This window comes from Leptospira koniambonensis, assembly GCF_004769555.1.
GTDB lineage: Bacteria > Spirochaetota > Leptospiria > Leptospirales > Leptospiraceae > Leptospira_B > Leptospira_B koniambonensis.
This window is the reverse complement of sequence record NZ_RQFY01000012.1, coordinates 322580-339916: the sequence shown is the minus strand read 5'-3', so window position 1 is coordinate 339916 and position 17337 is coordinate 322580. Positions and strand designations below refer to the sequence as shown.

Genomic DNA, 17337 nt, shown 5'->3' with positions numbered 1-17337 from the left:
ATTAGATTTCATTAAACCTTGATCTTTAAGGCCTTCAACAATTGTTTCGCAGCGTCTTGTTCCGCGAACTTTTTATTCTTTCCCTTACCTTCCGCAGAATGTCTGTCCCGAATGGATACACTAACGTAAAAAGTTTTTTCGTGATCCGGCCCTATCTCTTTTAGTAATCGGTAAGAAGGTAGAAGTTTGAATTTTTTTTGGCAAATTTCCTGGAGAATGGATTTATAATCCGTGGCCTCTCTTACTTTATCGGAACTTTTAACGTAATCTATAAGATGTTGGAGTATAAACTTCTCCGCTGCTTCCATTCCTTGGTCTAAATAAACCGCGCCGACCAAAGATTCGAATAAGTTTGCTCCCAGTTTTTTTTGGGCGCCGCCCCGACCTTCTCCTTTTCCTAATAAAACGTAAGAAGTAAGTCCCAGTTTTTCGCTGAGCCCGTTCAACATTGCTGTAGAAACTAAGGTTGCTTTTTTTCTGGAAAGTTCCCCTTCATTCGCGGAAGGATTTGTTCTGTATAAATATTTTGCTACCACAAGTCCGAGAACTGAATCTCCTAAAAACTCAAGTCTTTCGTTGTCTTCTGTATACTGTGGATTTTCGTTTCTGTAAGAACTATGTATGAATGCTATCTCTAAATAAGAAGGTTTATGAAATTTTAAACCAAGCTCAGACGCAAGTAGAGAAGGATCCTTTCTTGTTTTAGGATCTGAAGTGTTTTGATTCTGATTGTGCTTTTTTTTTATCAAAGGATTTTGATAAAAGGAATGGAAGAAAGACTTCCGAGTTCCCGTAAGAACCCGGAGGTCTAGTCAATTAGGACTTTAGAGTGTCGATGAACTTAATTACGTCTCCGACGGTTTGGATCTTTTCAGCATCCTCATCGGAAATTTCAACGCCAAACTCTTCTTCAAGAGCCATAACGAGTTCAACTGTGTCAAGAGAGTCTGCACCAAGGTCATCAATGAAGTGTGCTTCAGGAGTCACTTCAGACTCATCCACTCCAAGTTGCTCAACGATAATAGACTTAATCTTTTCGAAATCTGCCATTTGTTTCCTCCGTACCACCAAAGTGGTATGTAAGTTTTAGTTAGGTTTAGAATCGGGGATGAATTCATCCACCGATTTTTAAACATTTTTTTCTCAAATGTTTTGGCAAGCGATAACGGATTGGAAACGGGAAAAAAACAGAATATTATACGAGTTTCTTTTTTATATTTTTTCAAAGAAGATGTTCTATAACTTACATATTCGATCGACTCAATAGATCAAAAATTCCTGCTCTGCCCCATATTCAAATAATCAAAAAGTCACATTTCTAATATTTGATATTGAGACTGTTCTCGATCATTCGTTCGAACGCCGTTCGGATTTATAATTTTACGGAACATTACAAGAACCTTTCTAATAAAGCATTGATTGGTTCTGCAAAAAAACAAAAGCCCGGAAAATTCCGGGCTTTCTTAGCTGTTAATCAGATTTCAGATCTGAAGTAATTAGGCTTGGACACCTGGGAGGAATCCCCCGCCGTTCACTTCGATCAATTGTCCTGTAATGAAAGAGGAAATATCAGAAGCTAAGAACGCGATAGTATTCGCGATATCATCTGGTTGTCCTGCTCTCTTTAAAGGGATCGCAGCTACCATTGCAGTACGGATCTTTTCAGGGATCGCGTCTGTCATTTCAGTAGCGATAAATCCTGGAGCGATCGCATTACAACGGATCTTACGGCCAGCCATTTCCAAAGCGACTGCTTTAGTCAGACCGATTACCCCTGCTTTAGACGCTGAGTAGTTAGTTTGTCCGATATTTCCGTTCACTCCAGCGATAGAGGAAAGGTTGATAATGGATCCACCGTTCGGATTTTTTGCCATAAATTTAATAGCAGCTTGGATACAATTGAAAGTTCCCGTCAGGTTCACTGCGATTACAGCGTCCCACTGTTCTTGTTTCATTCTAAGCATAAGAGTATCTTTAGTGATACCAGCGTTATTCACTAGAACGTCTATTGAACCAAAATTATCCACAACAGCTTGGATACCAGCTTGAGCGGATTCTGCGTTCGCTACGTTTACAGCGACTCCGATTGCTTTTACACCTGTTGCTTTTGCGATTTCGTCCGCAGTAGCTTTACTTGCCTCTTCGTTTAAGTCGGCAATGACAACGTTTGCGCCTGCTTGCGCTAGTTTAAGAGCGGTTGCTTTACCGATTCCGCGGGCAGCCCCGGTTATAATGGCGTTTTTGCCTTTCAAATCGATCATTGGTTTTTTCCTTACCAGATTCTGCGGTTAGCGTATTTTTCAGGCCTGGGGGGTCAAGTGATTCTGGGTGTAGCGTTCACCTTGGAGTTGGTGAAAGAAGGAATATTAGAACTTTGCCTTCTCTATATCTTCTTTGATGCGCTGGTTCACATCCCTTTCGGCACATTCTACCACCACTCGGATCGCGTTTCGGACTGCATGTGCATTAGAAGAACCATGTCCAATTAAACAGGTTCCGTCCACACCAAGAAGAAGTGCTCCACCGTACTCAGCATAATCCAATCTTTTCTTGATCGCAGTGAATGTAGGCTTAAGAAGAAGTGCCCCTGTTTGTGCAAGACTGGATTGAGCGATACTTTCTCTGAGCACAGCAAATATGGATTTAGAAAGGCCTTCAGTTGCTTTCAGGACTATATTTCCTACAAAGCCGTCGCAGACTACAACGTCCACGTCTATTCCCCCACCGTAAAGATCTCGTCCTTCTACATTTCCTACAAAATCGATCGGTAGCTTTTTAATAAATTCGAATGCTTTTACTGTGACCGAGTTTCCCTTCTTATCTTCTTCTCCATTGGATAAGATCCCAACTTTTGGTTTATGGATATTGAAAATTAATCTGGAGTAGATTTCTCCCATGATAGCGAACTGAGCCAAATACTCCGGCTTACAATCCACGTTTGCGCCTGCATCTAGAAGAAGTGTAGGAGCTCCTTTTTCTCTTGGAATGGGAGCAGCAATGGGAGGTCTTAGAACACCTGGAATTCTGCCTAGATATAATAATGCAGCAGCCATAGTGGCTCCAGTATTTCCAGGAGAGAACATTCCAACACATGTCTTATCAGCGACTAATTGAGCTGCCTGCACAACAGAAGAATCTTCCATAGCACGCACTGCGATGGAAGGAGAATCGTTCATGCCTATAATCTCACTGGCGTGAACAATCCTGATCTTGTTTGTATCGTATTCGTATTTGAGGAGGGTCTCGCTGATATCTTCTTCTTTACCAACGAGAATGACGTTTCGACCGTCTTGATTTACCGCGTTAACGGCACCTTCTACGATCCTGTCAGGACCGTAGTCGCCGCTCATTGCATCGACGGCGACCCACATATTGATTAGTTCTCTTCGCTAGTCTTCCTGACTTTCGGTTCCACCACTACACGGTCTTTGTAAAAACCGCAAACAGGGCAGATTCTATGAGGAGGTCTGAAGGAATTACAGTTCGGGCAAGGAACTAGATTCGGTTTGCCGATCGCATGATGGGCCCGTTTCATCCTCACTTTTGATTTAGATTTTCGTCTCTTAGGAACTGCCATTGTTTTTCTCTATAGATAAGGTCGATTTACGACTATGTTTTTTTTAAAGGCGGAATTCACAACTGTTTTTCGCATGTAACGAAAGGCAAAGTTTTAAACTTTGAGTAACCCCTGCTGGTATTAATTCCAGCTTCGGTGTCCGTTTGAAATTTAACTTCGCTTTGCTCAGTTACCCTACCGGGCTTTTTCGCTCCCTACGAGTCGTTCAAAAGAATCTAGGAATTCCCCAACTTCTGCCCGTTTTGTGTATAAAGCGGAGCGGTTAAATACCAATCTCGCAGTGGATTCCATAATAACTTCGATCTCTTCCAGATTATTGGCTCTGAGAGTGCCGCCCGTGGACACCAAATCCACGATACAATCCGATAAACCCACTAAAGGAGCGAGTTCAATACTTCCGTAAAGTTTGATCACTTCGCAGTTAATCCCTTTTTTCAGGAAGAATTCCTTGGCGATATTTGGATATTTTGTTGCTACGCGGACCTTTCTTTCTCCAGAACTAAGGCTCCAACCTTTAGGACCAGCCACTGAAAGTCTGCATTTCCCTATGACCAAGTCCAAGGGAAGAAGAAGGTCATAACCACCTTCCAATAATACGTCCCATCCCACTATACCAGCATCCGCAGAATTTTGTTCCACGTAAGTCGCCACGTCTTGGGAGCGGACCAGTAAAATACGGACCTTTCCTTTTGGGTCTTTATATATAAGTTCTTTTGAATCAGGATCGGGACGGCCAGAAAGCCATCCCCTTTCGAGCATGAGTTCTATGCTCTCTTCGGCAAGCCGTCCTTTCGGAAGGGCCAAAGTCAGCATTTAGTTTCCCTGGCTGCTTTTTAGTAGAAGATAAGTAGCGAGTTCTCTAACTGCTTTAAATTCTTCAGAAGGAGAAGCGATGTCTTGGTCTAAAACTTTTTTGAGTAGATCGACTGCTTCTTCTTTTTTGCCGTTTTGTAGTTTCAAACGACCTGCTTGGTAAAGGCTCCAAGCGTAAAATCCAGAAACATTTTTGCGGCTGCTTAAAAGAGAAACGGAAACTCCGTAATCGGATTCAGCTTCCGCGAGTTGGTTTGCACTTTCTCTATAGTTTCCTGCGATATAAAAATAGTATGCCTTCACTTCCGGAAGCTCATCTATCTTTTTACCTGCAAATTCTAACTTCTCTGCCGCTTTTTGGTATTCTCCATTCTTCGCATATAGATCTCCCAAAGTTTTGGAAAGTCTGATATCTAGAGAAGGAGAACTATATGTAGAAGCAATAGTTTCGTATTTTTTGATCTTATCAGTGATCTCGGTCATTGGAGAAAGAGCTAACTCCTTCTCCACTTTTTCGATGGCAAGAGTACCCTTACGGAATTGTTCTGCTCTATACTCGTTCCAGCTAACAACAGTTAGTACGGTTACGAATAAAACACCTACTCCGAATAAAACCTGCTTCTTATTCTCTCCAATCTTAGAGAATAAAATTGCGAAAAATCTTTCTGCTCCGGTAAGACCTGGGTAAGGATCTATATCCGTAATAGAAGCACCTGTTTTAGGTTCAAAACGTTTCATCCAAAAACCCCGAGTAACCCTTAAGATTTTAAGGAAGAATTGATAAAGCTGCCTAAACTTTCTCTGGAAGGAGTGTCGGAAGTTTTTAAATACTTCGCCATCTCTTCTCTTTCTAAAGCTTTGTCGAAATCCTTGATAGACAGAGAGATCTTCTTGTTTTTGGAATCGATCTTAACAACAGCACATTTTACGATATCACCAGGCTTATAAGACTCAGCCAGGTTGGTGTCTTTTCCACCAGGGATCTCGGAGATGTGAACAAGTCCTTCGAAACCAGGTTCGATTTCTACGAACATACCGAAGTCAACGATACTTTTAATCTTTCCTTGGACAACGGAACCGATAGGATAACGATTTCTTAATGCTTCGTAAGGATGTTCTTGCAGTTGTTTTAATCCGCAGGAAATTCTTTGAGCATCAAAATTGATGTCTAGGATGATGTATTTAACCTCTTCTCCTTTTTTAAGTAGAGAAGTTGGGTTCTTTTGTTTTTCATCCCAAGTGATATCGCTGATGTGGATCAGGCCTTCGATGCCGTTTTCCACTTCTACGAACGCACCGTATTTAGTAATACCAGTTACTTTTCCGGTAAGAACATTTCCAACTCTAACTTCAGGACCTAAAGCGTCCCAAGGATTTGGTTGAAGTTGTTTTAGACCTAAAGATAATCTTCTGCTTTCGAAGTCGATATCTAGAATAAGAGCTTCAACCTCTTGGCTTTTTTTCAGAAGTTCTTTTGGATGAGGAGGTTTTTTAGCCCAGGTCAATTCAGAAGTATGGATCAGACCCTCTAAACCTTCTTTTAATTCTACGAATGCGCCAAAGTTAGTAAGAGAAGTAACAGTTCCACGGATGACCATGTCTTTTTCCAAGGAACGTTTTGCCCAAACCCAAGGATCTTCATACAGTTGTTTGAGTCCTAATGCGAGTTTGTTGTTCTCCTTCTCCATTTCAAGAATTTGAAGTTCAATCTCTTGTCCAATGGTGAAGTATTGTTTGAATGGTGCGAATTTTTTATAAGAGATATCTCTTTGTCTGAGAAGTCCTACAACTCCTTCCAGATCACAGAAAACTCCGAAACTTGCAATTTTGGAAACAGTAGCTTTCACTTTGTCCCCAACATTAACTTTAAGAGCAAGAGCGTCCCATTTCTCATTATTCACTTCGTCTAGAAGTTTTTTTCTGGAAACAACTCCGGAACGGGTGCGTTCATTGACTTCGATTACTTTGAAATCAAGCTCTACACCTTTGTAATTTTCTCCATCGGAGAATTTATAACTAAGTTGAGAAGCTGGAAGGAAAAGTTCAGAACCTTCTACGTTAACGATGTAACCTTTTCCTTTGATCTCATTTACCAAACGTCCGCTGACTTGGTAATTATTTTTGAATGCGTCTTTAACAACTTCCCAACCTTTTCTTTGGTCGGCTTCTTTTTTAGAAAGAACACATCCAGAGTCAGTAGACTCTTTTCTTTTTACTAGTGCTGTAACTACAGATCCGATTTCCGGTTTTTCGTCGAACTCGGAGCGGGGAATTCTTCCCTCTTGTTTCAATCCTTCGATTGCCACATAGACGTTATCGTTGTCTACGGATACGACTTTACCTTCGACCACTTGGTCTTTGCGAATTTCGGCTTCGTCGTTTTTCTTTTCTTCCCACTGTTTGAAAACTTCTGCAAAAGTGGACTTGTCTTGTTGGCTACTCATACGGATTGAAATACTCGGTGTTTGATTGGGATTAGTGCGAATCGTTATAAATGCCAGAGTCTAGGCACCCAAGGATCTTACTAATTACACTATTTTTTGGCAGGTTATCTGTGTCAATGAGGATTGCGTCCTCCGCTTTCCGGAGAGGGGCGATTTCTCTTTCCGTATCGGATTTGTCACGGATAACGATCTCTTTTTCGATTTCTTCTAAATCCGAACGAATACCTTGCTCTAATAATTGATTATATCTTCTTTCGGCCCTAACTCTGGAAGAAGCTGTCAAAAAGAATTTGTAACGAGCGTCCGGAAATACATGTGTACCTATGTCTCTACCGTCCATTACTAGTCGATGAGTTTGAGATAATATTCTCAATTGAGAATTTACGAATTCTCTGAATGCAGCTTTGTCAGCTATGTATTTGATTTCTCGAGTGATCTCAGGAGTTCTGATTTCAGAGGAAACATCTTCTCCATTTAAGAAAATTTTGTTCTCCCCTGTTTCTGAAAATTCACATAGAATTTCCACACCTGCAGTGAGTGGTAGGAACTCTTTACCTGATAACCAATCCGAAAAGGAAATAGAAGAATTTTTGGATTTGTAGATCTTAAAAATATGAAGAGTTAACGCACGGTAGAATGCTCCTGAATCCAAATATTCGAATCCAAGCTTTTTAGAAAGTTCACGAGCCACTGTACTCTTGCCAGTTCCGGCTGGGCCATCTAATGCGATCACGTTTTCCGTCATCTCACAAAACCTTCCAATAAAGATTCAAATCCTGGAAAAGAAGTTTCAATCCAAGAAGTTTCATCCGGACGAATTTCCAAACCGCTCACTGCTTTCAAGATCATAAAGCTCATCGCGATCCTATGATCCATCTTAGTAAAAATATCCACTGAGTTTCCGGAAAGCCAGGAAGAAAGTTCTGAAGAATTTACACTGGAATCAATTTCAGGGATCTCATACCCATCTGGATATTCATGCACTGTAATTCCAAGATTTCTTAGATTTTCTACCATCGCAGAAATTCGGTCCGATTCTTTTGCGCGAAGTTCATCTGCATGACGGATTATAAATCCACCTTTTGCGAAAAGACCCGCGATCGTTAAAATTGGGATCTCATCAATAAGAGAAGGGATCCATTCTTCTTTAATCTCAGCATAACGTAAATTAGAAGAAACTGCTTCCAGATCTCCCACAGGTTCTCCACATTCTATCCTTTTGTTATGCACTAAAATTTTTGCACCCATCGCTTCGAGTGCATGTAGTATCCCAATGCGAGAAGGATTTAATCCTACATTTTTCACAAGTACGGAACCTTCTTTTAAAAGAACTCCAAGCACTAAGAAGAATGCAGCAGAAGAAATATCCCCAGGCACTTTGAATTCTTTTGCTTCGAATGTATAAGGAGGTTCCATTTTAAAATGAGTGGGAGAAATAAGGTTCAGTTTGTTTCCTAAAAATCGGAACATATTCTCTGTATGGTCTCTGGAAAGAATATCTTCTTCGTATTCTAAAGAAGTTTCAGAAGCCATTGCCGCTAACATCAGGCAGGATTTTACCTGAGCAGAAGCGATCGGGCTTTTATAATGGAAGTCGGATAGTTTTTTTCCAGTGATCTCTAAAGGGGCCTTATCATCCTTTCCTGAGATGGACGCACCCATAGAATTTAAAGGTTTTATAATACGGGACATCGGCCTTTTTTGGAGAGAATGATCTCCAGTTAAGGTAGCCTTAATTCCTTGGAGCCCGCAGAGTAATCCTGCAGATAATCTGATCCCGGTTCCTGCATTCCCGAAATCTAAAACTTCTTTAGGAGATTGAAGAGCATGTTTACCTGGACTTGTAAAAACATATTCTCCTTTTGAGATCTTCTCCACTTTCAACCCTAACTGAGTGAAAGCTTTCATTGTGTTTAAAGGATCTTCTGCTTCCAAAAACCCGGAAACATGAGAAGCCCCTTTGGATAATACGGAGAATAATACACTTCTATGAGAAAGAGATTTGTCTCCCGGAACTGTGATCTCTCTTCCGGAAGATTTAAGGATTCTTGGAATCATTTTGTTTCTTTAAAATTGCGTCCCTATCTATACGAGATTGTTCCATGAAGGACTCCCAATGTTTTAGGTCGAGCGGCTTTTCTGGACTTAATTCCGAAAGAAGTTTATCTAATCTATCCCTATAATCCAAAAGCGCATTATAGATCTCTTTTTGGTTAGAAGAAAAAATCGGTGACCACATTTTAGGATTAGATCCTGCAATTCTGGTCATGTCCCTAAAACCTCCGCCGGTCAAAGGCAAAGGAGAATTTTGGGTAAATTCTCTTACGCAACCGTTTTCCCAAACCCAATTTGTCATCAGAGAAGAGATCAAATGAGGAACATGAGAAACATAGGAGAGAATTTTATCATGATCATGTGCAGGAATTTCAGTAGTAGACATTCCAAGGAATTTCCAAAAACTTTCGATCTCTGAATATGCTTCGTCAGTCGCACCTGAAGGTTTAGTCAGAATACAAAGTCTGTTTTCGTACAGATCTACATTTGCAAATTCTAAACCTGATTCTTCAGAACCACACATCGGATGAGAAGAAATATATCTATGTTCTCCAGTAAGAACGGACTCCACTGCATGCACGATCTCCTGCTTAGTGGAACCCATATCAGTCAAAAGACCTTTGAATCCGGAAGGAAGTTTGGAAATCACCTCAACAGTTGTATTTACAGGAACTCCGAAAACGATCAGGTCATAGGATTCCCAATCAGGAGATTTTGAAAATTCTTCTGAAGTAAAAATTTTATCTGCTGATTTAAGACGGATCCCCTTCTCTTTACTGGAAGGAGATCCTACCACGCCCACAATCTCTGCGGAAGAGTTCTTTTTTCTTAAGGCCAAAGAGAGGGAGGCGCCCATCATTCCCAGGCCGTAAATCAGGATTCTAGAAAAATCGGTTTTCACGGGTTAGGTGGAGAGATCGGATAAGATCCCAAAATCCTGAGATAGATTGTATTTTCTTTTAATACGTTGAGGACCTCTTCTATCTGAGGATCCTTTTTATGACCTAAAAAATCTATGAAGAAGTTATACTCCCAAGAAGTCCTGCGTGTGGGCCTCGACTCTATCTTGGTCATATTAATCCCTTTATCAAAGATAGGTTTTAATACTTTGTATAAAGAACCTGGTTTATCCGGAATGGAAAACACCACGGAAGTTTTATCGTTACTTGTAGGAGGACATTGGTTTTTACCAATGATCAAAAATCTGGTAGTATTATCAGACATATCCTCGATGGATTCGCGAACCAGATCCAAACCGTAAATTTCAGCAGCAATGGAAGAAGCTATTGCAGCACATGCTTCCTTCTTCTCCGCAACAATACTCGCCGCCCTGGAAGTAGAAGGAGTTTCTGAAACTTCTACATGGGGAAGGTTGGCAGCGATCCAATTTCTGCATTGAGAATTTGCGATCTTGATACCGTATAAGGTTTTGATCTTAGAAAGATCATGTTCATGTCCCAAAAGATTTAAATGTATCTTAAGATAAATTTCAGAATAAATATTTAGATCAGAAACTAAGAACTGATCCAGAGTGGAGTTCACAAGTCCTTCGGAAGAATTTTCCACAGGAACAACTCCGTAATCGACTTTATCAGTTTCAACCGCACGGAATACTTCCGGGATAGAAGGAAATTCAGTTGCCTCAACAGAAGTTCCGAATCTTGCACGAACCGCTTGGTGAGAAAAAGATCCTTCTGGTCCAAGATAACCTATCTTTAAACCCTTCTCCACGGAGAAGGAGCCGGACATGATCTCTCTATAAATTGCAATCAACACCTTGTCCGGAAGAGGCCCTCCATTCAGTCCAAGGATTTTTTCGTAAACGTCTTTCTCTCTATCAGGGCGATAGATAGGTTCGTTATTCTCTCTTTTGATCTCTCCGATCTCGGAGGCAATTTCCGCCCTGGCCTGGATAGCCTTTACGATTTCTTTGTCCAGGGAATCAATCTTATCCCGGAACTCTTTCAGTTTGTCGTTATTCTTGGCCATTCTCTATCAAATCATCCAGGTTTTCGAATTTTAATTCCTTCACTTCCACAGGGGCAGGTAAATCGGTCAGTTTATTTAATCCGAAATGTATTAAAAAATCTTTAGTAGTTCCGTACAATGCAGGTCTTCCAGGAACTTCTTTATTACCAACTGGTTTAACCAGTTTTTTAGATATGAGAGAAGTTACCATCGCTCTGGAAGAAACTCCTCGTATATCATCAATTTCAGATAATGTGATCGGCTGTTTATAAGCAATGATCGCCAAAGTATCTAAACTGGAACGAGAAAGTTGTTCTCTCTTCTTCTCTTTGAAAAGTTTTGCTAAAATTTCAGAATATTTTTCGTTCGTAGAAAATTGATAAGCGCCTGCGATCTCTCTAAGAACGAATCCTCCGTCCTTCTCTTGGTAATCCAAGATCAACTCGTCTAGTATATCACGAGCTTCCTGTTTTTCGCAGTCTATGGATTTTGCGATACTGGCTAGTTTAAGTGGCTCTCCGGAAAGGAAAAGCAGCGCTTCTATCAGTCCTTTTAAGCCGGCTTTGTCGCGTTCCACGGTTCTCCCACCAAGAATATACGAATTTCGCCGAATGTGCGATGCTGGCGGATGGATACAATTCTCTGTTTGCAGAGCTCCAACATTGCCAGAAAGACGGCTACTATCTCGGCTTTCTCAGGCTTGACTTGAGAAAACAATTCTTCAAAGGAGATATCCGAACGTTCGACGAGCAGTTCGGAAATGGTACCCATCTTTTCTTCGACAGAATACCGGTGGGGCGCGGTAAGTAAAGCGGGAATCTCGCCTTCATCTTCCCGTTTTTCCAAGATCTCATTAAATGCGGAAATCAAATCTAAAAGGCTTAGATCCAGCCAGGATTCAGACTCATCTATAACCTGATTGGTTTCTCTGGAAAATACTCCAGCCTGGACCTTATCCACATCCCCCATTTTCTGGGCGGTTAATTGGAATTTTTTATGTTCTAGAAGTTTTTCGACCAGTTCAGGCGGAAGAGGAGGATCATAATCTTCTTCTTCGAAACCTGGATCGGGTAATAATGCTTTAGATTTGAGATAAACTAAATTAGCGGCCATAAGAGCGTATTCCGCTCCCATGTCTATATGAATACTTGCAGAAATCTTAATGAAGTTTAGAAAGTCTTGGGTGATTTGAGAAAGGGATACTTCAAATATATCCACCTTATAACTTTCGATAAGAGACCAGAGAAGACTTAAAGGTCCCTCTGTAATACCACCTTCGGAATTGTTCCATTGAACTACGAAGGATTGTGTGGCGTTTTCTCTCTCCATCTTTTTATGAATTCAGTGCTTTTTCTGCCGCCTGTTGCAATCTTTCAGGTGAGAAAGGTTTTACTACGAAATCCTTCACTCCCATCTTGATCGCTTTCGCAAGAAGTTCTTCCTGACCAAGAGCAGTTACCATGATGATACGTGCTTTCGGATCTAATTTAAAAATTTCCTGGGCTGCTTCGATCCCGTCTTTTTCTCTCATGGTGATATCCATGGTGACTAGGTCCGGCTTAATCGCTTTGTACTGATCAACAGCGATGTTTCCGTTTTCGGCCTCGCCGACGATCTCATGCCCTCCGGCGACGAGTGCGTCCTTCACCATGGTCCTCATGAATTTTGCATCGTCTACTACGAGAATTCTGGCCATAATTAGTTTCCCCTTTCTTTAAGAATGGAAAGTATCCTTGATGTTATTGCGCTTACTGGTTCTACGAACTGAACCCCACCCATTTCGATGGCTTGGCGATTCATTCCGAAGATCACGGAGCTGTCCTCGTCTTGGGCAACAGTAGAAGCTCCAGTCTCTCTCATTCTGAGAGTCGCCGCCGCTCCATCTTTTCCCATGCCGGTCATAATCACACCGACTAAGGCGCTCCCGTATTCCCGGATTGCGCTGTCGAATAAAACTTCGACTGAGGGCCTGTGTCCATTTACCAGTGCTTCCCTACCTAAGGCAATCCATTTACGTCCTGCCTTAGATTCGATCTTCAAATGTGCATCACCCGGAGCTACGTAACCTGTTCCGGGACGAACTTCTTCTCCGTCTTCGGCTTCCTTTACTGTAATTTTAGAGTGATCATTTAAACGAGAAGCAAACGCTTTCGTAAAACCCACAGGCATATGTTGTACGACGAAAATTGGTAGATGAAAATTCTCCGGAAAATCAGAAAAAACAGTCTGTAATGCCTTCGGACCTCCGGTTGATGTCCCAATACAAACCGCTTCCACAGTTTTCTTTTCATCTTTGAAAATTTTACTTTTGACCGTTTCTACGATTTTTTTGGGATCAAGGCCCGCATGACTTGGTCGTAAGCTATCGAAATAAGCGAGTATTCTATTTTTGAGAACTGTTCCAATTTCTTCCGGATTAAATTGATTACTAGAGGAAGGTTTAGGAACGAAATCTATGGCTCCGTATTCCAATGCTTTGAAAGTTGCATCAGCTCCGTGCTGTGTCAAAACAGAGAGCATCATTACTGGAATACCCAATTTTCGTTTCTGAAGTTCTTGGAGTGCAGTAAGCCCGTCCATCACAGGCATCTCTACATCTAAAATTACAATATCAGGTCTTAGCTTGGTGGCTAGTTCAATACAATCCACTCCGGTTTTACCGGTAGCTATAACTTGGATCCGACTTTCTTTTTTGATCTGGTCCGAAATAATATTTCGCACCAAAAGGGAGTCGTCTATTATCACGACCCGAATCGACCCGTCCGCAGGAGTTCCTACCACGACAAAATCCTAGTGTTTAAAATTTCGGAAGCAAATCCATGAGTTCATCGAAGTCTGGAAGAAATAAAAGTACTCCTAACAGGTTGTTTCCCTCATGATTAAATTCAGTGAGCATACTTAAGAACTTAGTTCTTTCCGGTTTAACAACATCCAGAACTTCTAGGAAGGTTCCTTCCACAAGTTCCGGAACATCCGGCATCACACCCACTTTCGCCTTATTGGAAATAGAGTTCAAAACGGAGGCACAAACAATGTTTGCGATCTCTGATAGAACACTCCTAGTATCATCGTCCAGAGCATCTCCGCTCGGATTAGAATCTAAAAGTTCTCTGGCAAGATTTTTGGCATTCTCTCTCGAGAACATCATTAACATGTTTCCGTTCAGATCACCAGTCATTCTGACTTTCATTCCGTAGAATTTATCGTCAGAGAAACGGATCTCAGAAGCCAAACCTTCTTTATCATTCATGATAATTTCAGGAATAAACAGATCCACGTTCCTATTCAGGATCTGAGAAAGTACCATACCGGCATTCATCATACCAGTATTAACCACAGATTCAATCTTCTTGATCTGTTCTTTGCTCAGGTTTCCTGTAAATTCCTTAGAGTGAGCGACAGACATCATTCTCTGTTTTTTCTGCTCTAAGAAACCTTCTATAATATGATCCGCTCTTTTTCTTTCTTCATCAGAAACTGGAGAATCAGAGATCAATTCGTTGATGTGAGATCTATAAGCTTCTTCCATTCCTTCTTTTTTAGCAGCAGGTCTTTCCAGAACTGCAGTGTTGGAAGAAAGTTCAGAAGGAGTTTCAGTAGAAGTGATCAGTTTTTCTTCAGAAGGCCTGATCTCCATAGTGGTTTTGATCGGAGTAGAAGAAATTTCTCTTTCGAGTTCTTCTTTTGCTACGATTACCTTTTTGGATTCTTCTGATTTTTTACGTTCGCTCTTCTTACGACGTTCTCTTTCACGAGTAGTGATCTCATGCAATTTATGATTATAAACGTTAGTAGGATTAGAAGTTTTTTGGATATACTTCTCTTCTTCCGTTTCGATGGTTCGGATCGTGCTGATACGTTTCATCGTTTCCAGATGGTAATTCACATATCTTGCATTCTCTTCCAACTCTGCGGCAAATTCCACAAGGCCTGGAATATCTAGAACCATGATAATGGTTCCATCTCCCATGATGGAAGCTCCGGTAAGTCCTTTGATATTTTTGAAGTTTTTCTCCAGGGACTTGATAACTGTCTCATGTTTTCCAACGAGTTCATCCACCATGAAGCCTAACTTGCGGCCCTTATATTGAACGATAACAACGGGGAATTCTTCTCTGTCTGTTTTGTCCTGAAGACCTAAGATACGATTCAATCTGTAGATAGGAAGAACCTCTCCTCTTAAATTGATGATCTCGTTCCCTTCCAGAGTAGTGATCTGTTCGTTGTTTACCTTGATGGTTTCGTTTACTTCTGAAAGAGGGAAAGCATAAACTTCTTCTTCCATTACGATCAAGATAGAAGGAATGATCGCAAGTGCTTGAGGGAAAGATAGAACGAAAGAAGTTCCTGATCCTTTCTGAGATTGGATCAGGATTTTACCTTTGAATTCTTGGATAAGGCTATTCACCACATTCATTCCAACACCACGGCCGGAGATATCAGTGATCTTGTCTGCAGTGGAGAAACCAGGAGCAAAGATGAATTGATAAATATCACTTTCTTCTAAAGCAGCTGCGTCGGTTTCAGAAACGAGTCCCTTCTCAATTGCTTTTTTGCGGATCTTATCTAGATCTAATCCGCGACCATCGTCACGGATCTCTACCATAATATTGCTTCCGCCTTGGTAAGCATTCAGCTCTACAATTCCAGTTTCAGGTTTGCCAAACCTTTTTCTTTCTTCTGGAGATTCGATACCATGATCCACAGAGTTCCTGATCAAGTGAAGAAGCGGCTCTCCCAAAGCATCGATAACTTTTTTGTCCAGCTCAGTAGACTCTCCATTTAAAACCAGATCCACTGTTTTGCCGGTTTCTAAAGAAAGGTCTCGGACCAAACGAGAGAAACGACGGAAAACTGTAGAAATTGGGACCATCCGGATATTCATGATACCCGATTGAAGTTCCTTTGAAATACGATTGATTAGATCGATACGGCCTTTGAGTTCATTGAATAACTGATCGTCTCCGAATGTGCGAAGAAGGTCATCGTAAATTTTCTGGAAGCCTGAGTTCGTGATCACAAGCTCACCCACGTTATTCATGAGTTGATCCAGTTTGTCGGAAGATACTTTAATACTTTTTAAAGTAACTTTCGCCTCAGTGCTTCTTTCTTCTTCATCCAGTTGATAGGAAGCAGAAACTCCAGTTTCAGAATAACCACTTAGTTTGAACTCTTGGATCATCAGGTTCTCTACCATGTCTACGTTTGCAGCCTTGGTAAGTTCTTCTTGGGATTCTGAACTTACGATCAGTATAGAAAGATACGGAGCCTCTGTTCCATTCTCTAATTCTTCTGCGCTTGGTTTAGTGCGGAAAACTTGGCCTAGGTTTTTCAGGTTTTGGACAATCAGAGTATAACGTAAGCCCTTCATCGGAGAATCTTTTTTGAGTCCCACTTTTAAGAGCCAAGGTTTTCCAGAACCGTTGCGGATAATTTCTTCTAATTCTTTTTGATCGTCTGCATCCAGATCAATTCCGTTGCCGGAAAGTTCTTCTTGTTTTGCAACAGGAGTTGCAGATTGAGAAATAGATCTTCCGGCCGCGCTCGGAGCAGAAGCTACATCAGGATTTTTTTCGTAAGCTTCCAGTCTCTGGATCATATCCGTATAAGGAGTATCCACTTTTTTGCCGGCAGCAACATTCACGATCACGTTCTTGATCAAATCAAAACATTGGAATAATAGATTTACTAAAGATAAATTAACTGCAAGTTTTCCGTCTCGAATACTTTGGAGAAGATTCTCCATCTTATGAGCAAGGTCGGAAAGATTATACAATCCAACGAAAGCAGCGGAACTTTTTAAAGAGTGAGCCGCGCGGAAAATATCATTTATAGTCTGAGGATCCGATTGATCCTTCTCCAGCTTTAGAAGATTCGCATTTAATTCTTCAATCTGGTCTTCGGATTCTTCGAGAAAGAGTTCTGTGTATTCGCCAAGTACTCCTGCCATTTACGCTTCCTCCCCTGCATAATCCATTACCTTGGAAAGATTCAAGTTAAGGATAAGAGATTCTTCGAACTGGCTGACTGATTCTATAAGTTCACTATAATTTACGCTAAGATCTTCGTCCGCTTGACTGACCTTATCTTTTCGGATCTTAACAACTTGTCTTACTGAGTCAACTACGAGACCTGCCCTTTTTTCTCCAGTGACAACAACAATGATCCGAGTAGAAGGAAGAATATCACAAAAACCTAATCCAAAAAGTTCCTTCAAATCCATGATAGGAATGATCTCACCTCTTAAGTTGATCACCCCTAATATAAAACCCTCTACATTAGGAATTCTTGTAATAGGAACCGGTTTTAGGATTTCGTGGATATAAAGAATATCGATCCCGAAAATTTCCTTATCCACTTCGAATGTGAGAAACTCCTGGATAGTATCCAGCTCTTTCTCTTCTTGGTTTTGTTCCGCGTGGTTGTTTTTATCTATGGTTTTCACCGGTTCTCCGCCACTTACTCTTTCAAAACGGAAAC

General features: G+C 41.1%; 18 protein-coding genes. All 18 read right to left on the bottom strand.

The annotated features are described in order from the left end of the window. Positions 1 to 11: 11 nt before the first annotated feature. Positions 12 to 749 carry a ribonuclease III gene (gene rnc, locus EHQ52_RS19455; protein WP_425269410.1) on the bottom strand — a complete coding sequence of 246 codons (738 nt, stop codon included), beginning with the start codon at positions 747 to 749 and terminating at the stop codon, positions 12 to 14. A gap of 67 nt (positions 750 to 816) precedes the next feature. After that, positions 817 to 1050, bottom strand: a complete 234-nt coding sequence (acpP, locus tag EHQ52_RS19450) for an acyl carrier protein (RefSeq protein WP_008594933.1) — start codon at positions 1048 to 1050, stop codon at positions 817 to 819. A gap of 446 nt (positions 1051 to 1496) precedes the next feature. Beyond that, positions 1497 to 2261 carry a 3-oxoacyl-ACP reductase FabG gene (gene fabG / locus EHQ52_RS19445; protein WP_135617024.1) on the bottom strand — a complete coding sequence of 255 codons (765 nt, stop codon included), beginning with the start codon at positions 2259 to 2261 and terminating at the stop codon, positions 1497 to 1499. Positions 2262 to 2366: 105 nt separating this feature from the next. Next, the gene (plsX, locus tag EHQ52_RS19440; protein WP_135617023.1) at positions 2367 to 3371 is read right to left on the bottom strand and encodes a phosphate acyltransferase PlsX; all 1005 of its coding nucleotides are present in this window, start codon (positions 3369 to 3371) and stop codon (positions 2367 to 2369) included. A 5-nt stretch (positions 3372 to 3376) separates the two neighbouring features. Further along, on the bottom strand, positions 3377 to 3577 hold the full coding sequence (gene rpmF / locus EHQ52_RS19435) for a 50S ribosomal protein L32 (RefSeq protein WP_008593555.1): 201 nt from the start codon (positions 3575 to 3577) through the stop codon (positions 3377 to 3379). 174 nt (positions 3578 to 3751) lie between these two features. Beyond that, positions 3752 to 4390: an ATP phosphoribosyltransferase gene (hisG, locus tag EHQ52_RS19430; RefSeq protein ID WP_135617022.1), complete on the bottom strand. Its 639-nt coding sequence runs from the start codon at positions 4388 to 4390 to the stop codon at positions 3752 to 3754. Beyond that, positions 4391 to 5128: a tetratricopeptide repeat protein gene (locus tag EHQ52_RS19425; protein ID WP_135617021.1), complete on the bottom strand. Its 738-nt coding sequence runs from the start codon at positions 5126 to 5128 to the stop codon at positions 4391 to 4393. A gap of 20 nt (positions 5129 to 5148) precedes the next feature. Beyond that, on the bottom strand, positions 5149 to 6876 hold the full coding sequence (locus tag EHQ52_RS19420) for a 30S ribosomal protein S1 (RefSeq protein ID WP_279638310.1): 1728 nt from the start codon (positions 6874 to 6876) through the stop codon (positions 5149 to 5151). After that, on the bottom strand, positions 6866 to 7579 hold the full coding sequence (gene cmk / locus EHQ52_RS19415) for a (d)CMP kinase (protein ID WP_135617019.1): 714 nt from the start codon (positions 7577 to 7579) through the stop codon (positions 6866 to 6868). Before cmk ends, EHQ52_RS19420 begins: the two co-directional genes overlap by 11 nt. Continuing rightward, positions 7576 to 8892, bottom strand: a complete 1317-nt coding sequence (gene aroA / locus EHQ52_RS19410) for a 3-phosphoshikimate 1-carboxyvinyltransferase (protein WP_135617018.1) — start codon at positions 8890 to 8892, stop codon at positions 7576 to 7578. Before aroA ends, cmk begins: the two co-directional genes overlap by 4 nt. Further along, entirely contained in the window at positions 8873 to 9790 is a 918-nt protein-coding gene (locus EHQ52_RS19405) for a prephenate dehydrogenase (RefSeq protein WP_135617017.1), read from the bottom strand. Before EHQ52_RS19405 ends, aroA begins: the two co-directional genes overlap by 20 nt. After that, on the bottom strand, positions 9787 to 10878 hold the full coding sequence (gene pheA, locus EHQ52_RS19400) for a prephenate dehydratase (RefSeq protein ID WP_135617016.1): 1092 nt from the start codon (positions 10876 to 10878) through the stop codon (positions 9787 to 9789). Before pheA ends, EHQ52_RS19405 begins: the two co-directional genes overlap by 4 nt. Beyond that, positions 10865 to 11404, bottom strand: coding sequence for an SMC-Scp complex subunit ScpB (gene scpB, locus EHQ52_RS19395; RefSeq protein ID WP_423789925.1), 540 nt, complete (start codon positions 11402 to 11404; stop codon positions 10865 to 10867). The genes pheA and scpB overlap by 14 nt, the downstream gene beginning before the upstream one ends. 5 nt (positions 11405 to 11409) lie before the next feature. After that, positions 11410 to 12186 (bottom strand): segregation and condensation protein A, encoded by a 777-nt coding sequence (locus tag EHQ52_RS19390; protein ID WP_135617015.1) that lies wholly within the window; start codon positions 12184 to 12186, stop codon positions 11410 to 11412. A gap of 4 nt (positions 12187 to 12190) precedes the next feature. Further along, on the bottom strand, positions 12191 to 12553 hold the full coding sequence (locus EHQ52_RS19385) for a response regulator (RefSeq protein WP_008594408.1): 363 nt from the start codon (positions 12551 to 12553) through the stop codon (positions 12191 to 12193). A 2-nt stretch (positions 12554 to 12555) separates the two neighbouring features. Beyond that, positions 12556 to 13638 (bottom strand): protein-glutamate methylesterase/protein-glutamine glutaminase, encoded by a 1083-nt coding sequence (locus EHQ52_RS19380; protein WP_135617014.1) that lies wholly within the window; start codon positions 13636 to 13638, stop codon positions 12556 to 12558. Between the two features lie 16 nt (positions 13639 to 13654). Beyond that, on the bottom strand, positions 13655 to 16807 hold the full coding sequence (locus EHQ52_RS19375; protein WP_135617013.1) for a chemotaxis protein CheW: 3153 nt from the start codon (positions 16805 to 16807) through the stop codon (positions 13655 to 13657). Then, on the bottom strand, positions 16808 to 17293 hold the full coding sequence (locus tag EHQ52_RS19370; RefSeq protein WP_425269414.1) for a chemotaxis protein CheW: 486 nt from the start codon (positions 17291 to 17293) through the stop codon (positions 16808 to 16810). Positions 17294 to 17337: the final 44 nt, after the last annotated feature.